The 21,909-nt window shown below is 61.1% G+C and carries 18 protein-coding genes; 9 read left to right on the top strand and 9 right to left on the bottom strand.

From position 1 onward, the window contains the following. The 4 genes from AC3A5K_RS02075 to AC3A5K_RS02060 form a co-directional block, all read right to left on the bottom strand. Entirely contained in the window at nucleotides 1-2,280 is a 2,280-nt protein-coding gene (locus AC3A5K_RS02075; RefSeq protein ID WP_487615848.1) for a TonB-dependent receptor plug domain-containing protein, read from the bottom strand. Between the two features lie 284 nt (nucleotides 2,281-2,564). Further along, nucleotides 2,565-2,789 (bottom strand): FecR/PupR family sigma factor regulator, encoded by a 225-nt coding sequence (locus AC3A5K_RS02070; protein ID WP_487615847.1) that lies wholly within the window; start codon nucleotides 2,787-2,789, stop codon nucleotides 2,565-2,567. An 85-nt stretch (nucleotides 2,790-2,874) separates the two neighbouring features. Further along, the gene (locus AC3A5K_RS02065; RefSeq protein WP_487615846.1) at nucleotides 2,875-3,093 is read right to left on the bottom strand and encodes a FecR/PupR family sigma factor regulator; all 219 of its coding nucleotides are present in this window, start codon (nucleotides 3,091-3,093) and stop codon (nucleotides 2,875-2,877) included. Between the two features lie 88 nt (nucleotides 3,094-3,181). After that, entirely contained in the window at nucleotides 3,182-3,751 is a 570-nt protein-coding gene (locus AC3A5K_RS02060) for an RNA polymerase sigma factor (protein WP_487615845.1), read from the bottom strand. 872 nt (nucleotides 3,752-4,623) lie between these two features. On the opposite strand from AC3A5K_RS02060, the gene AC3A5K_RS02055 reads away from it, so the two are divergent. From AC3A5K_RS02055 to AC3A5K_RS02020, 8 genes are read left to right on the top strand one after another with little or no spacing between them, the layout of a single operon-like run. Further along, nucleotides 4,624-4,974: a nucleotide pyrophosphohydrolase gene (locus tag AC3A5K_RS02055; RefSeq protein WP_487615844.1), complete on the top strand. Its 351-nt coding sequence runs from the start codon at nucleotides 4,624-4,626 to the stop codon at nucleotides 4,972-4,974. A gap of 29 nt (nucleotides 4,975-5,003) precedes the next feature. Beyond that, entirely contained in the window at nucleotides 5,004-6,863 is a 1,860-nt protein-coding gene (locus AC3A5K_RS02050) for a DNA/RNA helicase domain-containing protein (protein ID WP_487615843.1), read from the top strand. 58 nt (nucleotides 6,864-6,921) lie between these two features. After that, nucleotides 6,922-7,116, top strand: a complete 195-nt coding sequence (locus AC3A5K_RS02045) for a type II toxin-antitoxin system RelB/DinJ family antitoxin (protein WP_487615842.1) — start codon at nucleotides 6,922-6,924, stop codon at nucleotides 7,114-7,116. Nucleotides 7,117-7,161: 45 nt separating this feature from the next. Further along, the gene (locus tag AC3A5K_RS02040; protein WP_487615841.1) at nucleotides 7,162-8,082 is read left to right on the top strand and encodes an ABC-three component system protein; all 921 of its coding nucleotides are present in this window, start codon (nucleotides 7,162-7,164) and stop codon (nucleotides 8,080-8,082) included. Next, nucleotides 8,079-8,327, top strand: coding sequence for an ABC-three component system middle component 6 (locus AC3A5K_RS02035; RefSeq protein WP_487615840.1), 249 nt, complete (start codon nucleotides 8,079-8,081; stop codon nucleotides 8,325-8,327). The genes AC3A5K_RS02040 and AC3A5K_RS02035 overlap by 4 nt, the downstream gene beginning before the upstream one ends. Then, a complete protein-coding gene (locus AC3A5K_RS02030; RefSeq protein ID WP_487615839.1) occupies nucleotides 8,324-10,045 on the top strand; it encodes an ABC-three component system protein in 1,722 nt (573 codons plus the stop codon). Before AC3A5K_RS02035 ends, AC3A5K_RS02030 begins: the two co-directional genes overlap by 4 nt. 52 nt (nucleotides 10,046-10,097) lie before the next feature. Next, nucleotides 10,098-10,928 carry a hypothetical protein gene (locus AC3A5K_RS02025; protein WP_487615838.1) on the top strand — a complete coding sequence of 277 codons (831 nt, stop codon included), beginning with the start codon at nucleotides 10,098-10,100 and terminating at the stop codon, nucleotides 10,926-10,928. Nucleotides 10,929-10,949: 21 nt separating this feature from the next. Next, a complete protein-coding gene (locus tag AC3A5K_RS02020) occupies nucleotides 10,950-11,966 on the top strand; it encodes a DUF4917 family protein (RefSeq protein WP_487615837.1) in 1,017 nt (338 codons plus the stop codon). A 156-nt stretch (nucleotides 11,967-12,122) separates the two neighbouring features. Here the strand turns inward: AC3A5K_RS02020 and AC3A5K_RS02015 are convergent, their stop codons facing one another. The 5 genes from AC3A5K_RS02015 to folD all read right to left on the bottom strand — a co-directional run bounded on the left by AC3A5K_RS02015 (nucleotide 12,123) and on the right by folD (nucleotide 20,832). Further along, nucleotides 12,123-16,100, bottom strand: coding sequence for an nSTAND3 domain-containing NTPase (locus AC3A5K_RS02015; RefSeq protein WP_487615836.1), 3,978 nt, complete (start codon nucleotides 16,098-16,100; stop codon nucleotides 12,123-12,125). Between the two features lie 12 nt (nucleotides 16,101-16,112). Beyond that, on the bottom strand, nucleotides 16,113-17,693 hold the full coding sequence (gene guaA, locus AC3A5K_RS02010; RefSeq protein ID WP_487615835.1) for a glutamine-hydrolyzing GMP synthase: 1,581 nt from the start codon (nucleotides 17,691-17,693) through the stop codon (nucleotides 16,113-16,115). Then, nucleotides 17,690-18,346, bottom strand: coding sequence for a hypothetical protein (locus tag AC3A5K_RS02005; protein WP_487615834.1), 657 nt, complete (start codon nucleotides 18,344-18,346; stop codon nucleotides 17,690-17,692). Before AC3A5K_RS02005 ends, guaA begins: the two co-directional genes overlap by 4 nt. Nucleotides 18,347-18,382: 36 nt before the next feature. Then, complete coding sequence (guaB, locus tag AC3A5K_RS02000; RefSeq protein WP_487615833.1) at nucleotides 18,383-19,840, bottom strand: IMP dehydrogenase; 1,458 nt, start codon at nucleotides 19,838-19,840, stop codon at nucleotides 18,383-18,385. A gap of 113 nt (nucleotides 19,841-19,953) precedes the next feature. Further along, a complete protein-coding gene (gene folD, locus AC3A5K_RS01995) occupies nucleotides 19,954-20,832 on the bottom strand; it encodes a bifunctional methylenetetrahydrofolate dehydrogenase/methenyltetrahydrofolate cyclohydrolase FolD (RefSeq protein WP_487615832.1) in 879 nt (292 codons plus the stop codon). Nucleotides 20,833-21,577: 745 nt separating this feature from the next. Between folD and AC3A5K_RS01990 the strand changes: the two genes are divergently transcribed. Beyond that, nucleotides 21,578-21,907, top strand: coding sequence for a DUF1244 domain-containing protein (locus AC3A5K_RS01990; protein ID WP_487615831.1), 330 nt, complete (start codon nucleotides 21,578-21,580; stop codon nucleotides 21,905-21,907). Nucleotides 21,908-21,909 lie beyond the last annotated feature (2 nt).

The following is a 21,909-nucleotide window of genomic DNA, read 5'->3' as shown; positions in this document are numbered from 1 at the left end:
CTACCAACGCCTGGCCACCGAGACGCTGACGAAGCGTCCAATGGCCGAGTAGTTGGTGGAATCGAACGGCACATCCGTCGCAACGGCCGGCGTGTACAGCGGCGGCGGCCGGTTCAAGAGGTTCTGCGCCGCCAGCGAGAAATCCCAACCGGCGCGCGCCCCACTGCCGCTATCGATCGCGTAGCGCAACGTGGCATCGAAGGTGGTGAACGATGACGTCCTGGTGCGCGTGATGTGGTGCCGCACGCCATCGGTGTAGTTGGCGAACAGCGCACCGCTGAAGCCGCCATCCGTCCACACCCCGCCCAGCCGGCCGTTGACCTTGGCCGGGTAGAAGATCGTGCCCGACAGATCGAACGGTCTTTGCCCCGCCGTGTTCTGCTGCGTGCTGTCGAGCCAACTGGCCGAGCCCCGCACTGTCATGCGGCCCTGCCCCAGGTCGAACCGGTACGAACCCGACGCATCCAACCCACGGATACGCTGCTGCTGTGCGTTCGTGTAGTTGTTGTAGGCAACGGCGACCACCTTGCCGGGGGCATACGGCACGCCGGCAATGTTCTGCAGGTTGTCTGCGTAGTACGCGAGCAGCGCCGCCTGCTCCGCAGGCGTCGGCGCAAGGTCCACGAAGTCTGCATAGGTGGAACCGCTGAGTGCCTGCCCGATCACCGCCAGTGGTGCCAGCACGCGGTCGTAGTAGTCGATGTCGAACCACGTCAGTTCGGCTTCCAGTCCGGGCAGCGCCTGCGGGTGGAACGCCAGCGACGCACTCATGGTGCGAGCACGCTCCGGCTCCAGATCCGGGTTCGCGCCCCAGGTGATCAACACCGTGGCATCCGGCGCGTAACCCGTGCCGCCGGCCAGGCTGGCGGGCGCCAGGTACACGAAGCGGTTGCCGTAGCGACGGCTCAACATCGGCGCCTTGAACGACCGCCCCCACGACAGCTTGGTGGTGAAGTCGGTGCCTATCCGGTGCACCAGGCCGAGCTTCGGCGTGACCACGCTGCCGAAGTTGTCGTAGTCCTCACCGCGCAAGGCCGCCGTCGCCACCAGGCGCTCCGGCCCCAAGACACCGGGCGCGGCACCCAGCAGTGGCAGGCTTATCTCGGCATAACCGTAGCGGCTGCTCTCCTCGCCGGCGTAGGCCCGGTTCGCGGAATACGTCGCGTTGAGAAAATCGTTCGTGCGGTAACCCGCGCCCACCGCCAGCCGCGCCTGATTGCCGGCCAGGGCGAACAGCGGCCCTTCGGCATTGATCTCGTACGACCGGCTCTCGTTGCAGTTGCACGCCTGCTGCGCCAGCGTGGATGCGCCCGTATCGGCCCGCACCTGCCAGATGGCGTACTCGTTGCGATCGCGGCTCCAGGTGCCCCCCAGCGCCAGCGTCCAATCGCCCGGCAACGTGAACTCCACCGTCGGCGACACCAGCTCCGCCGTGTTCTCGGTCTGGTTGTCGTACCAGAACGCCGGATAGCGCTGGAAGTAAAGCTGCGTGCGTCTGGACCGCAATACGTCCAGCCGCAACTGCGCCACATCGCCCAAGGCGTGGTGCCCGCTGACCAGGCCACTCCACAGCGTGCTGCCCGGGTGCAGCGAGTGGGGACTAGCCATCGCCTCGGTGTAACGCCGCTGGCTGACATCGATGGGGTCGGCCTCCACCCGCTTCACCGAAGCAATCAGCCCGCCTCCGTCCCACACCGCGCCTGTTGTGCCGCTGTACTCGCGCGTGGTCAGGCCACCATCGGTGGCCGCACCGTAGCGCGTGCCCATCATCACCCCTTCGAAGTCGCGCCGCAGGATCACGTTGCCGACGCCGGCGATCGCATCGGAGCCATAGATCGCCGAAGCGCCATCGGCCACGATCTCGACGCGCTCCACCGCTTCCACCGGAATCGCGCTGATATCCACCGAGTCGTAAAGCCCGCCATACGATCGACGCCGGCCGTTGAGCAGCGTGAGCGTGGCATCTGCACCCGCGCCACGTAGATTGAGGCTGGTGCCACCAGTCACGTTCTGGTTGTAGGTGTTGCCGGATCCCACGGCCGCCACCACGCCCGGGTTCTGCCCGCCCCCGAAGTTCTGCGGAATGCTGCGGATCACCTCGCCCAAGTCCGCGAAGCCTTCTTCCTGGATGCGCTCGCTACCGATCGTGATTACTGGTGACGGTGTCGTGCCGCCTCGGATGCGGGTGCCTGTGACTTGGATCGTGTCGAGTTGGATCGCGTCAGGATCATTCGTGCGAGAGGCCGCGGTCGTATCAAGATCTAGAGGCGCGCCACTCACCTGAGCTCCAGCACCCGCTAGCGGGAGCAAAGCGGCGACCGCAGCAGCCAGCGTGTTTCTTACAAATGGCCCGCATCGCCGGGCGTATCTCTTCCGCATGTCATTGCCTCGTCCGTGGCGCGGCAAGATCGCCGGTGCGCCTCCTAACGAGATCTGATGTCGGCTAAGAGAAAAGCCCTACCTATAGAGGTAGAGCGAAGACATGCGTTTCGAATTGCGCATACACACGCCCAGCGAAAGGCCTCTTCCGGCGAGCGTTCGGCGAACTGCTTTCGTCAAAATCTTTACGGCGACTTTAGGTGTAGATCCACCAGTGAACGCAGCTCGGGATCGCCCCCTAGGCGACGGGCATCCTCGTCCAATCGCTTGAGATATCGATATGCCCGTTCGTGCCGCGGGTCGGCAGCCAACCACTTCTCGCGGTTCGCTCGCTGCCTGGGCGACTCTTCGCGGCTCCGGGCTAAGAAACCCGCGGCTCGTTGAACGATACGATCGTATTCCTGGCTCATCGTCAATCTGACGGATGCGGCGAGTGCGTTGCCCGACAAACGATCCTATCAGCACGTCGGAATGGCCAGCTGATCTACCTGCGCCTTACTCTGAGTTGCGTTTCAGAAGCGCTCGCAGTTCTGGATCATCTAGAAGCGCTGTCGCATCTTTATCGAGCTGCTCCAAAGATTGGTAGATGCGCAGGTGGCGTGGATCCTCGGCCAACCAAGCCTCACGCGCCTGCCGCTCGGACGGCGTTTCCTCGCGGCTTCGCGCCAAGAAGTCTGCTGCAAGCTGGGCAAGTCGCTCGTTATCGGTAGCCATAGCTGACAACGCCCATGCAGGACGCCTGTTCACGCGGGTGAACGATGCTATCAATGTTCTAGACGGTTTGTACTTCTACAGCGTCGGACTACCCGTCCTGCTCGCCGACCGCGGCTCGAAAAGCTAGCAAAGCCTTGCTGATGTGTTTTTCGACCATTTTCACTGAGATGCCCATTCGGGCTGCAACTTCAGGATAGGTCATGCCCTCGAATCGGCTGAGCATGAAGGCGAGACGTCGTTTGGGAGGCAATCCGATCAGAGCACGCCTGAGCAGTTCAAGCGACATCCGCGCATCCACGATCTCCTCAACTGGCGCCTCGTCCGCGCGAAGAGGACCCACCACGCTCAACGAAACGTGGTCTGACGCATGCCGACGGAATCGGGCGCGCTGATGTTCAAGCACGAGGTTGTGAGCGACGCGGTACATCAGGAGCTCGTAGCTCTCGACCTTCGAGTTGTCGCGGTACACCATCATTCGCGAGAGGGTCTCCTGCGTTAGATCTGCAGCCAACTCGGCATCGCGAGTGCGTCGATGCAGATACTTCAGCAATTCATCTCGATGAGCCGTCATCGCCTCATCGAACTGCGAGCGCAGCCGCTTAGCATCCCCCTCCAAAGCGAGCTCGTTCAAAGCGAGATGTCGGTCGTGTTGACTCATCGCAGATGCGACTCTGGCGACGCACTTCGACGACCCATCCGGAAGCGTCCTCCCACCAGCCGCAGTACGCTAGCAGTGTCTTCCGCACGCAGTCTTCTGGAAATTCGACTCGCCATGGTGACGATGCAACCCGTCGATGGGTGGAAATCGCGGGATCTCGCTCAATGCCTTCGGCAAGAGCGGAAGTCCCTCTCTGCTTTGAATGATGTCGGGCGACGGATATGCCCTACCCCATCAGCACGCGCGTCGTGAACGTATGCCGGTAGGCTGCGCGCAGCGTCATCGCGAAGGCTCATACGAGGCGCTATTCGGCTAAAGCGGCTAAACCGTTGAGTCAAACTCAACGGCTTCTCGGACGCGACGCGTACTTCGCGTTCGACAGTTGGAGAACAGGTACATGAGCCAGCATCTGGCATGGCAGTCTCCTAGTGGCGAGCGATTCGTCTTATCGAACTAGGCGGCGGACGGTGCGGGTTGGCGTACCGGCTCTAGGACCGGTGGCCCGAAGGCCCCGCGCACCGCCCGCCATAAGCTGGCAACCGGGTCCGGCTAGAAACCGGACCAAAAAAAAGCGCCGGCATCGTGACCGATGGGCGCGTTCGTGCGCCTAGATGAAGGGACGCCAATCCCCTATTAAACAAAGCCCCGCTAGCGGGGCTTTGGTCGTCGGCGCTTTGTTGAGGGTTCTTGCCCTCGTCCCCTAACGACTGGTTAGGTGAGGTGGCCAGGACAACGTCACCATCCTGCGCTCATAGGCAGCGCGCTCGCCATGGGAGGCGATCCTTGGCGCAAGTCAGACTTCGCCCGCGATACCTATCGGGCTTAAGTTCTCCACCGCCTATACTTCGGCGAGAACAGTGACGGAGCCAAGGATGAGCCAGGACATTGAAGCGCTGCACGCCGCACTCCGCGCCTTTGCGCTGGAGCGGGACTGGGAGCAATTCCACAGCCCCAAGAACCTTGCCCTGTCTGTGTCAATCGAAGCGGCCGAACTGCTTGAGCATTTCCAGTGGCTCACCGAGGCGCAGAGCCGCGACCTGAGCGAGGAGCAGCGCCAGCAAGTTGGTCACGAGATCGCCGACGTCCTGCTCTACCTCCTGCAGTTGGCAGACAAGCTGGACATCGATCCCGTGGCCGCCGCTCAGCAGAAGCTGGCGATCAATGCCGCCAAGTACCCGGTCGATCGGGCCAAGGGCACCAGCAGGAAGTACACCGAACTCTGAAACAGCCGCCCAAGGGGGGATACGCTGGCGTGATCGTTTATCAGGCGACAAAGAGCACATTCCTGCACGACACCGATCATGCGCAGATCGAGGACGTGGTCGAACGCGCCTTCGTGCAGCGCACCGGGCGTTACGCAGCCCAGTCCGAATTCAAGTCCTGGCGCAACTCCCTTGCGGCGATGGCGCGCGTACTCCGCGACAGCGATATCCCGGATGATATCGGTGTCGGCGTCGAGTTCGGTATTCCGCAGACGTCCAAGCGGATCGACTTCATTCTGTCCGGCAAAGCCGACGACGGGACGCCACATCTGGTCATCGTCGAGCTCAAGCAGTGGTCCAGTTCCCGGGTCAGCGAGAAGGACGGCATCATCGTCGCCAACCGTGGCGGTCGTTCAGAGACCGAAGGTCCGCATCCCAGCTACCAGGCATGGTCCTACGCTGCACTGCTCAATGGCTTCAACGAGGCCATCTACGAGTCAAACACCGAGCTTCGCCCCTGCGCCTACCTGCACAACTACAAGGACGACGGCGTCATACGCGACGCGCGGTACGCCGCCTATCTGGACAAGGCGCCGACATTCCTCGACGGCGCGGACGAACTCGCGCGCCTACGCAGCTTCATCAAGCAGCACGTCAAGAAGGGTGACAGCGGCGAGCTGCTCTACAGCATCGAGAATGGGCGCATCCGGCCGTCGAAAATGCTGGCCGACAGCGTGGCCAAGATGCTCAAGGGCAATCAGGAGTTCGTGCTGGTGGACGACCAGAAGGTCGTCTACGAGACCTGCTTGGCCAAGGCCGCGCAAGCCAGCGATGCCCGCAAACAAGTGGTCATCGTCAAGGGTGGGCCCGGTACCGGCAAATCAGTAGTGGCCATAAACCTACTAGTCGAGCTGACCAAGCGCGGTCAGCTCACCAAGTACGTCTCCAAGAACGCAGCGCCGCGTGCCGTTTACAAGCAGAAGCTGGCCGGACACCTGCGTCAGGTAGAAATCGGCAACCTGTTCGCCGGGTCCGGCGGATTTCATGACAGTCACCCAAATGTCTTCGACACCCTGGTCGTGGATGAAGCCCATCGCTTGAACGAAAAGAGCGGCCTGTACGGCAATCTCGGTCAGAACCAGATCATGGAACTGATCCGTAGCGCACGCTGCATCGTCTTCTTTGCTGACGATGACCAGGTTGTGACCCTGTCCGACATCGGCCGCATCGCAGAACTGGAGCGCTGGGCGCAAGCCGCTGGTGCCGAGGTGACCCACATGGAACTTGCCTCCCAGTTCCGCTGCGCTGGCTCGGACGGATACATCGCTTGGCTCGATAACTTCCTCGGCATCCGCGAGACGGCGAATGCCGACTTTGATCGCGATAGCTTTGACTTCCGCCTCGTCGATTCGCCGGCGGAACTACACGATCTGATCCGCGAGAAGAACAAGCTCAACAACAAAGCCCGCGTTGTGGCGGGATACTGTTGGGACTGGAAGAGCAAAAAGGACCCCAAGGCGTGGGACATCGAGATTCCCGAGCATGGCTACAAAGCGAGATGGAATCTCGACAAAGACGGCAGCCTTTGGATTGTTGCTCCCGATTCAGTCGAAGAAGTCGGCTGCATCCACACCTGCCAAGGATTGGAGCTCGATTACGTGGGGGTAATCATAGGGCCCGATCTCAGTTGGATCGACGGAAGACCTAATGTTTTTCCCGCAGAGCGCTCACGTATGGATCGATCGATCCGGGGCTATAGGTCACTCATGAAGCGAGATCCAGGCGCCGCGCGAGATCGTTTAGAGCTCATTGTGCGGAACACATACAAGACGCTGATGAGTCGCGGAGTAAGGGGATGCTACGTGCATATTGCAGATGGTTTCCCAGTGCGACGCAGCAGAACACTATGAGTGACAATGAGGCCCAAACGGAGCACAATGTAGCTACATGATGCGTTTAAGGTGTGCAATGGCAAGTAGCAGCGATGTTGTTCGCGCCCGCATCGACGGGCACATCAAAGAAGAAGCCACGACCGTGCTGGCAGGAATGGGCTTGTCTGTGTCGGATGCCATCCGAGTGCTGCTCACGCGCATTGCAGCAGACAGGGCACTGCCGTTCGATATCAATCGTGTGCAGATCCAATCCGACACGAAGAAGTCTTGAGCTTTTTTCAATAACTTCAATGCATTTAGGGCTGAGCCAGACCGCATGGACCGCGTACAGCAACTCAACTATGAGAAGGACTTTCGCATTGCTTTCTTGGAGTGCAAGGGCGATGGATTCCAGCGCCTTTTCGAGAAGCTAATGTCGAAGGTGCACCCTAACGACTTCATGGCTTGCCGGCCTTGGGGGAACGTTGGAGATCGCAAGAACGACGGATATCTTCCCTCCGCGCGAATACTGTTTCAGAGTTACGCCCCCAACGAATTAAGTGCCGCCGAGGCCATCAGGAAGATCAATGAGGACTTTGGAGGGGCGAAGGAGCATTGGGAAGAGCACTTCGATGAGTGGACTTTTGTGCACAATGCGCCCGATGGCCGGTTGGGTCCACACATCATCGAAGCCTTGGCACAGCTCGCGCAGGACAACCCACAAATCAAGATTGGACATTGTGGGTACGAGGAAATGTTGGCGAAGTTCCGTCAGTTGAGTCTTCAGGATCTTGAATCATGGTTCGGCCCCTCCCTGACAATGGAAGCGAACGTCAATTTGGGCTTCAGCGACTTATTCGCTGTGCTTACCCATATCAGCATCACGCCGGTACCCACGACGAGCGAAGTTAAGGATGTGTCGCGCGGGAAGATTGAGGCAAACCTTTTATCTCAGGCAGTGTCCGACTTTCTGAAGATCGGCATGCAGAAGTCCCCGCTCGTTGCTCAGTTCTTCAATAACTGGAAAAACCCCACCTACGGCGAAGAAATCGCGCAGGCGTTCAAGAGTCAATACGTAGGGCTGCGGGACGGCGTTCCGCAGCTCCATCCCGACGAAATATTTGGTCGACTAGAAGCATGGGCTGGGGGCGCTGCGAATACGTCACCCGCGCATAAGGCGGCTGTGTTGGCCGTCATGGCGTACCTATTCGACAAGTGCGAGATTTTTGAAGACGCTCAAGCGATGGCGGCTGCATGATCTTGCCATCCAAACATCTGCCGCAGGATCGTGCGCTACTGACTGTCGGCGCGCACGTATTGACCTTCCTCGCCCGTCCCAAGACTGTCTCGGCGCTGTGGGAGGAATTGAACAGGCATGACGCTGGCCCGGCCGCGATGCCTCGGCGAATTACGTATGACTGGTTCTTGCTCGCCCTCGACCTTCTGTTTGCCCTAGGAACCATCGAGCTCGAAAGTGGTCTCGTGGCGCGGAGGACAGCGTGATAAACCACATTTTCAGCACGCTGCCTAGCTTCAAGAATCTTAAAGAACTGAAATCCGGCCTGAACGTACTGCTCGCACAGAAGACTGAGGGAGCAACCACCAAGCAAACGCGCAATCGCGCCGGCAAAACTAGCTTCATTGAGTTAGTGCATTTTCTTCTTGGTGCGGATGCCGGTCCGGACTCGATCTTTCGCACCTCGGAGTTGGCCGAACACACTTTCGGCATGGACTTCGATCTGAAGTTGGAACGAGTCGTCGTCGAGCGAAGCGGCAGCTCCAAAGCCAAAATCTTCGTGACAGCTCCGCCTGCCGCGAAGGTCAAGTTCTCGGCCACCGAGTGGTGCACGTTCCTCGGCGAACAAATGTTTGGTCTGAGCAGCCTTGAAGCTGCAGGCAGCAAACCGCCCTCGTTTCGGTCGCTGTTTGCCTACTTCGTACGCCGGCAGGCGAGCGGCGCCTTCATGACGCCGGAAAAGCAGGCCACGATGCAGGGAACTGGCGATATGCAGATGGCGCTGATGTTCCTGCTCGGACTGGACTGGCAGATTGCCCGAGATTGGCAAGCCGTGCGCGATCGGGAGAAGACCCTCGAAGAGTTGAAGAAGGCCGCCGTCAACGGTGCGTTCGGCTCGATCATCGGCAAGGCCGCCGACTTGCGCACGGAGCTGACCATCCAGGAAGCTCGTCTCAGGAAGCTTTACGCAGAAGTTGAGACTTTTCAGGTTTTGCCGGAGTACCGAGAACTGGAAGTCGAGAGCGCCAGCTTGACCCGCCAGCTCAATGAGCTGGCGAATGCCAACACTATCGACTTCTCAGCTGTTCGTGATCTGGAAAGCGCGCTGGCCTCTGAGGTTCCTCCGGACCATGAAGACCTCCAGGCGGTCTATCAAGAAGCCGGCATCGTTCTACCTGGCTTGGTCAAGCGCCGCTACGAGGACGTGAAGAGCTTTCATGAATCCGTGGTGCGCAATCGCAAAGACTATCTGTCCAGCGAACTCGAAGCTGCGAAGCTGCGTATCGAGCTGCGCGATAGTAAGAAGGCGCAGCTCGACCAGAGACGCGGCGAAATCTTGGGCATTCTCAGGAGCCATGGCGCGCTCGAACAGTTCCTGAAGCTGCAAGGCGAACTGGGGCGGCTGGAGTCCGAAGTGGAATCGTTACGGCAACGCTTCGAGGCCGCAGAGCAGCTCGAAGGCACGAAGAACGAATTGGAGATCGAGCGCAACCGCCTTACGATCCGCCTGCGGCGTGACTTCGCCGAGCAAAAGGACCGACTAGCGGAGGCTATCGTCGCCTTCGAGGAAACCTCCCAACGTTTATATGAGTCGGCCGGCAGCATGACGGTTGATGAAACCTCGAATGGACCGATCTTCAAGTTTCCGATGCAGGGTGAGCGCAGCAAGGGCATCAAGAACATGCAGATCTTCTGCTTCGACATGATGCTTATGCGCTTGTGCGCCAAACGACAGATGGGGCCGGGCTTCCTGATCCATGACAGCCATCTATTTGACGGTGTCGATGGACGTCAGGCTATCAGTGCGCTGCGTCTGGGCTCAGAGATCGCGCAGGAGCTTGGCTTCCAGTACATCGTGACGATGAATGAAGATGATGCCTTCAAAGAGAGTATCGAAGGCTTTGACCTGAATGATTATGTACTTCCCACGCGCTTAACCGATGCTACAGAGGATGGTGGGCTGTTTGGCATCAGATTCGGATAAGCAAAGGATTGATTGAAGTCTAGAGCGTCCGCCTGAGCCCAAGCTTCCTAGCTTGGGCAAGAAGAAGCCTAGTACGCCCATTTGTATTTCGGGAGGCAGCATGATCGGACAGAGAACCCGCTATTCATTCGCCCAATTCCTGGAGCTGCAGGAGCCGATGATTTCGATCGTGCTTCTGGGCAAGTACGGCGCTCAAAACCTTTCTTTGTCGCACGCGCAACTGTTGTACGGTTTGTTGAATACGCTGTGCGATCTGGATGACCACACGCTTATGCAGGCGCTCGCTGAGGTCATTGCAACTGAGGGCGATCTACGGGCCAGGGTCAATCCAAAGTATCGATTCGACGAACGTCAGCATGATCTGGCGCGATGCCTTCTGCTGGACGGCTACATCATCCAGGACAAGAAACTAATCCAGACCGATCCGTCGATCTCCGATGCGGCTCCTTTGGAAGACGACTTGATTACGGCGCTACATAGCTCCGGCGCTCCTCGTGCGCAGGAGATCATCTCCAAGATCAACGATTCGGCTGGCGCGTTCCGGGCAGCTCCACCCGACTACAACGCATCGCTTGTGAACGCCCGCGTGGCGCTGGAGACTTTGGCCGGCGACATAGCCGCCCGTGTTGCCTCGCAGCGGCAGACGCCCGCTACTTACAACCCTTCAAGGTGGGGCGAGGTGCTTATGTTCCTGCGCAGTACTGGCGAGATCACTACGGAGGAGGAAAAAGGCTTGGCTGGTGTTTTTGGTTTTCTCAGTCCTGGCGCTCACCGCCCGGTGGGAATCCCCGAAGATCAGATGACGCGACTTGGCCGTTCTTTCGCACTCAATATGTGCTGGTTCCTGCTCAAGAATCATCTTGTGAGAACTCAACAGCCTTGAGCCTCCCGACGTGGATGCGCAATGACCAACAACATGCCGTTTGAAATCAGGTCTTGGAAAGCGATTGAGGACAACTACGGTTGCACAGCGCTGCTCGGCAACGGTGCCAGCATTTCCGTCAGTCCGAGCTTCTCTTACGGCTCGCTGCTGCAACATGCCGTCGAGCAGACCCTGCTTCCCGAGGATGCTCAGCGGTTGTTTGAGTTCTTTCAGACCAACGACTTCGAGCTGGTTCTTCGGATCGTCTGGCAGGCATCGAACGTCAACTGCTCGCTAAGAATACCTGACGAGCGGACCCATGCCGCCTACGTCGGCCTTAGGGACTGCCTCATCCAAACAGTCCGCGACATTCACCCGGAGCACGGCGCGGTAAGCGTCCACCTGCCCAGTATCTATCATTTCTTGAAGCGGTTCAGAACCGTCATCTCGCTCAACTACGACCTGGTGCTGTACTGGGCGATGACCTACGGGTTGGACATCGACGACCAGCATGCGTTCAAAGACTGCTTTGTGGGAGGTGGCGCCTTCGACGATAACTGGCAGCGATTTAGGCACCCGATTCGAGGAGATCGTTCGACCTCGCTTGTGTTCTATGCGCATGGCAGCCTGGTGTTGTGCCGAAACTTGGTTGAGCAGGAGCGCAAGATCCACAATCTTCAGGATGGGTTACTGGAGGCGGTCCTGCAACGCTGGCAGAACGGAGAGGTCGTGCCCTTGTTCGTGAGCGAGGGAACGTGGACGCAGAAAGTTGCCTCCATTCAGAACAGCTACTACCTCTCCACGGTCTACAGAGAGGTGATGAAATCACAGCGGGATACGCTGGTGGTCTACGGCTGGGGCTTTGCCGAACAGGACATTCACCTGCTGAAACGCATGAAAGACACGGGCATCAATCGTGTGGCGGTATCAGTATTCCGAGGGGATCAGGCGTACTGCAATCGGGTCTTCCAGACGATCCAAGATGAGTTGGGAGCACATGTCGAGGTGGATTTTTTCGACAGCGAAAGTCCAGGCTGCTGGATTCACCCGGCTGCTTAATTACTATCGGCGAATTGCTATAGAACCTCCGAGCATGAAGCTCGCATGCAATCAAAGCATGTAATTAAATTCGCCTTCCAAGTTGACACCAGAATCGTATTTATTTCGATAACATCGAAAGCGCACACAGATATTCGGCCAAGCATCCTCGCGGGCTTAGCGTTTATTCTTCTTGGGCACCATAAAAAACAAAACTTGCTCTACGCATATCGGATCCCCAAGATCGTCCAAACACGTTGGGCTTAGCTCTATCCCAAGATCTCCCATCGCCCACTTCACCCCAAGGTGATCTATAGGCAGCATCCGCGCTACCTTCCAAGCCGCATTTTCGCTCCGCTCCCGAAGAATCCATATTACGAGGAGCAGAAAAACCCGGCGCTTCTCTTGCGTAGATAAAGCCTCAGCTACCGTCAGGATCTGACTTATTTCTGCACGCAACGATAGGAGCAAGATAAACCTGGACGCTACCTCTTCGATCCGATTCACTAGCATCTTTGCCGTCAGGCGTGAGATTAAATCGGCTGTAACATGCTCATAGCCCCCCATGAGCGCCGAAGACGCCGCTAGCCTAATCGAACGCGTACCGGGATTAACCGCGAGGTCGAACAGTATCGACTGGAACCGCACGCCGGAAAAACGCACGAGTAAACTAAAAATCGCCGAGCGGACGTCTGAATCTCGCGTGTCAATTCCCAGTCGGTAGAGCTCATCGGCCACCTCATCCTCAAGTACCCCTAGCTTCCCAATCGCCCCAATTGCGGCCTGCGCGATGGGATAATTGCCCTCATCATAATTGAATGATTGAGGCGACCAGTTGTCTTTCGCAAGCACAAGCAGTGCTGGGAGATGCTCAATATTTGGCTTGGCGTCGAGTAGCTTTACTAGCTCCTTCCGCACCGGACTTCCCTTGTGGCGAGCAAGAGCTAGCAGAGGCTCAGGTAAAGGCGCTGCCATAGGCGTCGCTATCGCCCTGAGCGCGCGCGCAACCACCGCCGCGAAACGGTGAGACAGCCCAAAGTTGATTTCTGCTGTCATGCAGTGGCGGACCGCAGCCGAAATCGCTTCAACCCCGCTTTGCACCTCGCCTGCGTTAGCCAGCAGCCAACTGACATCTTCCTTGATCGGCGGCATAGGAACCTGAGCGTCCAAGGTGACACGGAATAGTCGTAGATCCTCGCTCGGTGATTCGATACCTGCCAAAAGCTCACGCGCTTGCACCGAAAGGAGGGGCGTAGCCTTCCTCTCAATCGCGACGACGGCGTCGCAAATCTCCTTAAGACACGGCGGAAGAAGCATTGCCGCACGATCGGCGGCTTCGCCGAACACCGCGCCGTCGAAACTGGATCGCTTGCAGCGCACCTCGCCGAGATCGAGTGCGATCTCGACCAGCCGGCCATCAAGTCCGCGGTTAGACATGTCCAGACAGATTGCTTGCAGCCTATCTGTCGCTCGCTCCGCAAGGCATGCTAACGCAGCAAGGCGAACCCGAGAGTTGGCGTGACCCTCGACGATGCGCTCCACTAGCGCAGTTTCGAAGCGCTGGCCCCAAGCCTTGAGGAGTATGTACCAAAGAGCTTCCTCGTTCTCGCTTCCGTAACCTCGCGAGAAGACCCCGGCAATCTCATCAGAGTCGAAATTCTCGTCCCTAGCTAGCCCTTGAAGCCAGTAATAAAGCAACTTCTCTCGATGCCGATGCTCGCTCAAATGGCGCCAGCCAATCGTCTCTCGAACCCGCTGAACATAAGCTTCAATAAACTCTCCGGCGGTCCAGCCGTCATCATTGTCACTTAGGTGCTCAGCATAATCCTCACTATATTCACCATTGACGATCGCGAGGTAGGTCTCCGCGTAACGCTCGTTTTCGGCGGCGCTTGGAGTGCGAACTGCAACGGCGGCGTCGACAATTAACTCGAAGCCGACAATATCGGCCAGCGCACCTTTCGCAATTGCTTCGTGAGTTTGTGTGACTCCGTAGTGCACCGCTACGGATGCCGCGGCGAGGAATGCTGATGTAAGCCCGCTCGCAACTCGCCCGGCCTCTTCAACAAAGGTGTCTCGAAAATCATCTCGAGCGCTTGGCAGCACATCGCGGATGAAAATTTCCATAACAGCCTTAACCGCTGGATCAGCGCGCATCCGGGCGTACCATGATTCGTCATGCTCCGGCGCCCCCCAAACATGCATCCAGCCGAACGTGCGATCAGGCCGGTGCAACAAGAAGCGCGCAATCTCGGAAACATTGCTTTCCGGCGATCCTGCTGCTTCGGCAAGACCGAGGTTGTCTCCAAACTCCTTGCCGCCCTTGGCCAACTCAGATGCAAGCCAAGCATCGATCTTAACCTGCGCCATCCTAGAAGGCGCCGGCTTCAGCTCCGGCCTACGATTGGCGGCAAAAAGGAGACGCGCCGAGGCCGCGACACCCCATACTTCATCTGGTCCAGTGGGTGACACTAGAATGTCTATAAGGAGCCGCAATGAGCGACGCGAGACGAGACGATCACGTAGCAGTGTCTGCTCGATACCCGCCTCTACCCTCGGATGATAATAGGCGATAGTGCTTTCAGCTTGCCGCAGGTTTCGAGCGGCGATGAAGAACGTGACTAGTGGGGAAACACCCCTTTCAAAATGAGGCTCAGAGTCAGCGAGGAGCTCTTCAATATCACGCAGCAGCTGTAATGAAATCTTGTTACTGGCTTTGAGAAGTCCCCATAGAATCGCGGCGGCTCGAACGTCTCCGCGCCCCTCGATTTGATCGACCACTGTCCGTTCAATGGAGTCGTGATGCGCCCTTCTAATTGCCTCTGCCACTAATCCGGCCGGATTGCGCCGGTCCTTGTCTTCGAAGGTTGGCAAGGCATCGAAGAATTTCTGAATCTCAAGTGGCGTCGCGAGCTCGGCTAGCACTGCGCTTTCATTTTTTCTTGCAAGCGGTTGCAGTGCGCGCGGCAGCGCATCAATTCGCGTTCGATACAATCGCAGTCGCTCTGCGCTGCCGTAGTGTTCTGCTTCGAGTGCGATTCGCCACTGCTTGACTGTTTCGAGCGCGCCAGCGCTCTGCGCCACGTCAAGCCGCGAAGTCGCGACGACCATTCGATCAGGGCGCGACTTAGCGAAGAACAGAGCGAGTTGATCATTCCAAGGTCTGCTCTTGGGATCAAAGTCGTATCGTCCCCAAGGATCCTCAATGTCATAGAGGACGGGCGAGTCCGTAACATCGTCGCGAAGCTGATCGGGACCAAGCGTAATTGGCACCCGCGCAAGGCCTGGTATTTCTTTACGTAATTCGTCATAAAGTTTACGCGTCGCCATCGTTTTCCCCGTCCCGGACTGGCCGATGATCAGCGCGGCGTTCCGTTCGCGCATCGCCCCTCGAAGCTCATTCCAGTTGGTAGGACAGACGTAGGCGTCAAGCTCAGGGGAGCTGGCGATGTAACCGTTATGGCGGCGAATAATCTGCTCCAGCTGCGGGCGCGTCCACCGACCGCCGCCCGCGCCCCCGATGCGCACACGTGCTTGTTCGCGCAAAGCCGCGCGGCAATCATTGAGCTGGGCGTGGGGAACGCGGAAGCTCTCTGTCAAAAGCGTTTTGATATCAGCGGCGACGCGCTCCTCATCTTTACTGCCGATGATCGCGACTCTACCTTCCGCGCCTTTGGGTAAGACTTTTCTCAGTGTCGCCGGCATATCGACCGGATTCGGCCAACTTCCCGCTCGCCGAACAAGGAGTTCGCGCGTTCCACCGTTTAAGCCTGCGGAGGTGATCAGCAGGTATCGGGAATTGCTGTCTTCGAGTCGCTTGGCTGCCGAAGGCCGATTCTTCCCGTGCTTGAGCAGCGCTTTCACACCAGCGACAGTCCACGCGTCTCCGCTACGCAACTTGGCTTGCACAATCAGCCTATAGCCGTCCAATACCGCCGAGCTTGTGAGACGGCCAGGCTCACTCTCGGCGAGATCAGCCTCAATGTCCTCCTCGGAGACAGGCTCCAAGACCAACTCTTGCGTAAGACGGTTTGCTAGGACTAAGTCAAGCGCCAGCCAAACCGAGATGTCGATTTGATACTCGTAGCCGGCAAGAGAACGGCTGGCTGACCCCAGGTCCATCCCACCATCTTTAGAGTCTGTGACTGCGCTCACAAGTTACATCCGTTATTCCCACTCAATCGTCGCCGGCGGCTTGCCGCTGATGTCGTACACCACGCGCGAGACGCCACGGACTTCGTTGATGATCCGGTTCGAGACGCGGCCGAGGAAGTCGTACGGCAGATGCGCCCAGTGGGCGGTCATGAAGTCGATGGTCTCCACGGCGCGCAGCGAGATCACCCATTCGTAGGCGCGGGCGTCGCCGACGACGCCGACGGACTTGACCGGCAGGAACACGGCGAAGGCCTGGCTGGTCTTGTCGTAGAGATCGGCCTTGCGCAGTTCTTCGATGAAGATGTGGTCGGCCTTGGCCAGGATCTCGGCGTACTCGGCCTTGACCTCGCCGAGGATGCGCACGCCCAGGCCCGGGCCCGGGAACGGGTGGCGGTAGACCATCTCGCGCGGCAGGCCGAGTTCGACGCCGAGGCGCCGCACTTCGTCCTTGAACAGCTCGCGCAGCGGTTCGACCAGGCCCATCTTCATGTGCTCGGGCAGGCCGCCGACGTTGTGGTGGCTCTTGATGACGTGGGCCTTGCCGGTCTTGCTGCCGGCCGATTCGATGACGTCGGGATAGATGGTGCCCTGCGCCAGCCACTTGGCGTTGCTGAGCTTGTTGGACTCTTCGTCGAAGATCTCGACGAACAGGTTGCCGATGATTTTGCGCTTGGCTTCTGGATCGCTGACGCCTGCGAGCGCGCTGAAGTAGCGGTCGCGCGCGTCGACGCGGATCACGCGTACGCCGAGGCCATGGGAACTGGAGGCATCGGCGAAGGTCGTCATGACCTGGTCGCCCTCGCCCAGCCGCAGCAGGCCGGTGTCGACGAACACGCAGGTCAGCTGCGTGCCGATAGCCTTGTGCAGCAACGCGGCGACGACGGACGAATCCACGCCGCCCGACAGGCCGAGGATCACCTCGTCGCTGCCCACCTGCTCGCGGACGCGCGCGATCTGGTCGTCGATGATGTTGGCCGCGGTCCACAGCGTGGCGCAGCCGCAGATGTCGACGACAAAGCGGCGCAGCAGCGCGAGGCCCTGCTTGGTGTGCGTGACTTCGGGATGGAACTGCACGCCGTACCAGCGCTTGTCTTCGTTGGCGAACGCGGCCACCGGCACGCGGTCGGTGCTGGCGGTGACGGTGAACTCGGGCGGCGCGGCGCTGACGTGGTCGCCGTGGCTCATCCACACGTCGAGGCGCTGGGCGCCGGCGTGATCGCTCAGGCCGTCGAACAGGCTGTCCTTGGCGACGATGGCGACTTCGGCGTGGCCGTACTCGCGTGCGTCGGCGGCCTCGGTCTCGCCGCCCAGCTGCTTGGCCATCGTCTGCATGCCGTAGCAGATGCCCAGCAGCGGCAGGCCGGCGTCGAACACCTGCTGCGGTGCGCGCGGCGAATCGTGTTCGATCGTCGATTCCGGGCCGCCCGACAGGATGATGCCCTTGGGCGCGAACGCGGCGATCTCGGCCGGATCATGGTCCCAGGCCCAGATTTCGCAGTAGACGCCCAGCTCGCGGATGCGGCGGGCGATCAGCTGCGTGTACTGCGCGCCGAAGTCGAGGATCAGGATCTTGTCGCTGTGCAGGTCGGTCATGGCGTTCGGGTCCGGTCGTGCCCGTCGGGCAACGGCGCTGAGAAGGAGGAAATGATCTGTGTGCGGAGTGCGGTGTACCGGGCGACCTGCTGCGGGTCGTCATCGGACCAGTGGATGGCGAGCAGGCCCTGCGACTTCGAGGGCGGATCGTACGGCGAGCGCTTGCCGGGGTCCGCCCAGACGGCCACTTCGATGCGGCCGGGGCCGTCATCTTCGGCCTGCAGCACGGCCACCAGGCCGGGACGCTTGGGAAGAACGGCCGCCCACAGCTGATATTCCAGCGTGCCGAGGTGCAGGGTGTCGGGGCCGTAGCCGAGCACGTCGCGTACCGCGTCGAGTTCAGTGAGCAGCGCGCGCGGCGAGATCACCTGGTCGGGCATGCAGCGCACGGACACCTTGAAGCCCGCATCCGCTGCGTTATGTCCGTGGACCCGCCACTCGCCGCCGGCGCGTTGTTCGGGCACCCAGTCGCCCGGGATGTCGAAGCTGGCACCGCAGGCGCTGAAGCGCTGGCTGCCTGCATCCGCCGCGATGCCGGTTGCCGCGCCGGCAACAGGCGCGGCACTGGCAGCGGAGGCTGCCGGCTCACCGGCTTGGGACGCGACGCTTCGAGCGGTGTCGTGCTGGCACGCCGACACCAGCATCAGGACCACGACGCCGACACCCCCCGTCGCTGCTCTCACGGAACGTCAGCCCGCCTGGTAGTTCGGCGGCTGCTTGGTGATCTGCACGTCGTGCACGTGGCTCTCGCGCTGGCCGGCGCCGGTGATCTTCACGAACTGCGGCTTGCTGCGCATGTCCTCGATCGTGGCGCAGCCCACGTAACCCATCGTCGCGCGCAAGCCACCCGCCAGCTGGTGGATGATCCCGCTCAGCGGGCCGCGGTACGGCACGCGGCCTTCGATGCCTTCGGGCACCAGCTTGTCGGCATCGGACGAATCCTGGAAATACCGGTCCTTGCTGCCCTGCTCCATCGCGCCCAGGCTGCCCATGCCGCGATAGCTCTTGTAGCTGCGGCCCTGGAACAGCTCGGTCTCGCCCGGGGATTCCTCGGTGCCGGCAAACAGGCCGCCGATCATCACCGTCGATGCGCCAGCGACCAGCGCCTTGCCGATGTCTCCCGAGTAGCGGATGCCGCCGTCGGCGATCAGCGGAATGCGGTCCTGCAGCGCCTCGGCCACCATGTCGACCGCGGTGATCTGCGGCACGCCCACACCCGCGACGACGCGCGTGGTGCAGATGGAACCCGGACCCACGCCGACCTTGACCGCGTCCGCGCCGGCGTCTTCCAGCGCCTTGGCCGCATCGCCGGTGACGATGTTGCCGCCGATCACCTGCAGCGACGGGTAATGCTTCTTGATCCACGACACGCGATCGAGCACGCCGTGCGAATGGCCGTGCGCGGTGTCGACGATGACCACGTCCACGCCCGCCGCGACCAGCGCTTCGACGCGCGCCTCGGTATCGCCGCCGACGCCCAGCGCGGCGCCGACCAGCAGCTGCTCGTCGGCGTCCTTGGCGGCGTTGGGATTGTCGTGGGCCTTCTGGATGTCCTTGACCGTGATCAGGCCGCGCAGTGCGAACGCGTCGTTGACGACCAGGATCTTCTCGATGCGGTGCTTGTGCAGCAGCGCCAGCACTTCGCCGTCGCTGGCGCCTTCGCGCACGGTGATCAGGCGGTCCTGCTTGGTCATCACGTTGCGGACCGGATCGTCCAGCTTGGTCTCGAAGCGCAGGTCGCGCCCGGTGACGATGCCGACCAGCCGGCCGCCGTCCACCACCGGCACGCCGGAGATGTTGCGGGCGCGGGTGAGCTTCATGACCTCGGCGATGGTCGCGTCGGGACCGACGGTGAACGGTTCGCGGATCACGCCGGCTTCGAAGTTCTTGACCTTCGACACCTCGGCCGCTTGCCGTTCGATGCTGAGGTTCTTGTGCACGATGCCGATGCCGCCCAGCTGGGCCATAGCGATCGCCAGCCGCGCCTCGGTCACCGTGTCCATCGCCGCCGAGATGATCGGCAGATTCAGGCGCAGGTCGCGGGTGAGCCGCGTCGAGAGGCGGACGTCCTTGGGCAGGACCGTCGAATGGGCGGGGACGAGCGAAACGTCGTCGTACGTGAGTGCTTCGGCCTGGATGCGCAGCATGCGGGGCGCCGGAGGGGAGGAAGCGCGCCATTCTATCGCGTTTGCGCCGCCGGCGGCTGCAACGCAGCGGCGCACCGGCGACACGACCATCCTGGGGGACGGCAGCCCCGGGATCAGCGGGCCGCGTCGGCGGCGTCCGCGGCCTCGATGGTGTTCTGCATCAGCGTGGCGACGGTCATCGGGCCCACGCCGCCCGGCACCGGGGTGATCCAGCTGGCGCGCTGCGCGGCGGCGGCGAAGCCCACGTCGCCGACCAGGCGGCCATCCTCGAGCCGGTTGATGCCCACGTCGATGACCACGGCGCCGGGCTTGACCCATTCGCCGGGAATCAGCGCCGGGCGCCCCACCGCGACCACCAGGATGTCGGCCTCGCCCACGTGCCGCTGCAGCACATCCGGCGGCGTGAAGCGGTGGCAGGTGGTCACCGTGCAGCCGGCGATCATCAGCTCCAGCGCCATGGGCCTGCCGACGTGATTGCTGACGCCGACGATGGTCGCACTCTGCCCGCGCACCGGGCGGTCGGTGTAGGCCAGCAGCGTGGTGATGCCGCGCGGTGTGCACGGGCGCAGGCCGAACTGGCGCAGCGCCAGATGGCCGACGTTCGCCGGGTGGAAGCCGTCGACGTCCTTGCGCGGGTCGATGCGCTCGATCAGCCGGTTGGCATCGGGAATGCCGGGCAGCGGCAGCTGGACCAGGATGCCGTGCACGGCCGGATCGACATTGAGCCGGTCGATCAGCGCGATCAGTTCGGCCTCGGTGGTGCCCACCGGCAGATCGAAATCGAAGGCCTGGATACCTACCTTCTCCGCGGCGCGACGCTTGTTGCGCACGTAGGACTGCGACGCGGGATCCGCGCCCACCAGCACCACGGCCAGGCCGGGACGCGACCGGCCCGCGGCCAGGCGCGCGTCGACGCGCACGCGCAGTTCGTCGAGCAGGGTGTCGGCAATGCGCTTGCCGTCGAGAATTCGGGCCGGGACGGGGGCGGTCATGCGGAGCGGCTTCGGCAATCTGAAGGGCGCGTATTGTCGCCGATTCCGGCGGCGCGGTCCGCGGTGGGCGCTGTTGGCGCGTGCCGTCAATGCCGGAAGCCACGTGTTCCGTAGGAGCGCGCTTGCGCGCGACATGGCTTTTCCATCGCGGTCTGACGCGCGCAAGCGCGCTCCCACAGGAGTATTTTCTCGCGCGTTGTTTCCGGTTCCGGCGGCGCGCTTCGCGACGGCGATGCCGGCACCAGCGCATGCCGGCGATGCAGGAAGCCACGTTCACTGTAGGAGCGCGCTCGCGCGCGATGCGGCCTCCCCAACGCGGCTTGTCGCGCGCAAGCGCGCTCCCACAGGAGGATTTTTCGCGCGTTGCTTCGGCTCCGACGTGCGCTTCGAGACTGGAGCTGCTGACACAAGCGCATGCCGTCGATGCCGAAAGCCACTTCACCGTAGGAGCGCGCTCGCGCGCGAATTGGCTCTCCCATCGCGGTCTATCGCGCGCAAGCGCGCTCCCACATGAGGGCTTTCTTGCACGTTGTTTCCAGTTACGGCGGCGCGCTTCGCAACGGGCGATGCCGGAAGCCACGTCCACCGTGGGAGCGCGCTCGCGCGCGATAAGGCTTTCCCATCGGTTTTGTCGCGCGCAAGCGCGCCCTTACCGACAGGGTCCGCACGCGTCGACAATCAACCGGCTTGCGGGTCGCGGGCCGGGCACCGATCCTGTCACCCCGCCCCACGTTCGGAGTTTTCCATGGCCGATGCCGCCCCCGCCCTGTCAGACGATGCGCAAATCCGCGCAGAAGCGGCCGTGTTCCGGCGCCTGCGCGCGCACCTGCTGGACGCACGCCCTGATGTGCAGAACATCGACCTGATGATCCTCGCCGGCTTCTGCCGCAATTGCCTGGCCGACTGGTACCGCGATGCAGCGCGCGACGAAGGCGTGGATCTCGACAAGGACGCGGCGCGCACCGCGCTCTACGGCCAGCCCTTCGCCACATGGAAAGCCGAACACCAGCGCGAGGCGACGTCCGAGCAGCTGGCCGCGTTCGAAGCCGCGCAACGCGCGCATCCGCCGGGCTGAGC

The organism is Luteimonas sp. Soil_C_5, assembly GCF_057656615.1.
Note: the sequence above shows the minus strand (reverse complement) of the source record. Positions and strands in the feature narration are given on the sequence as shown.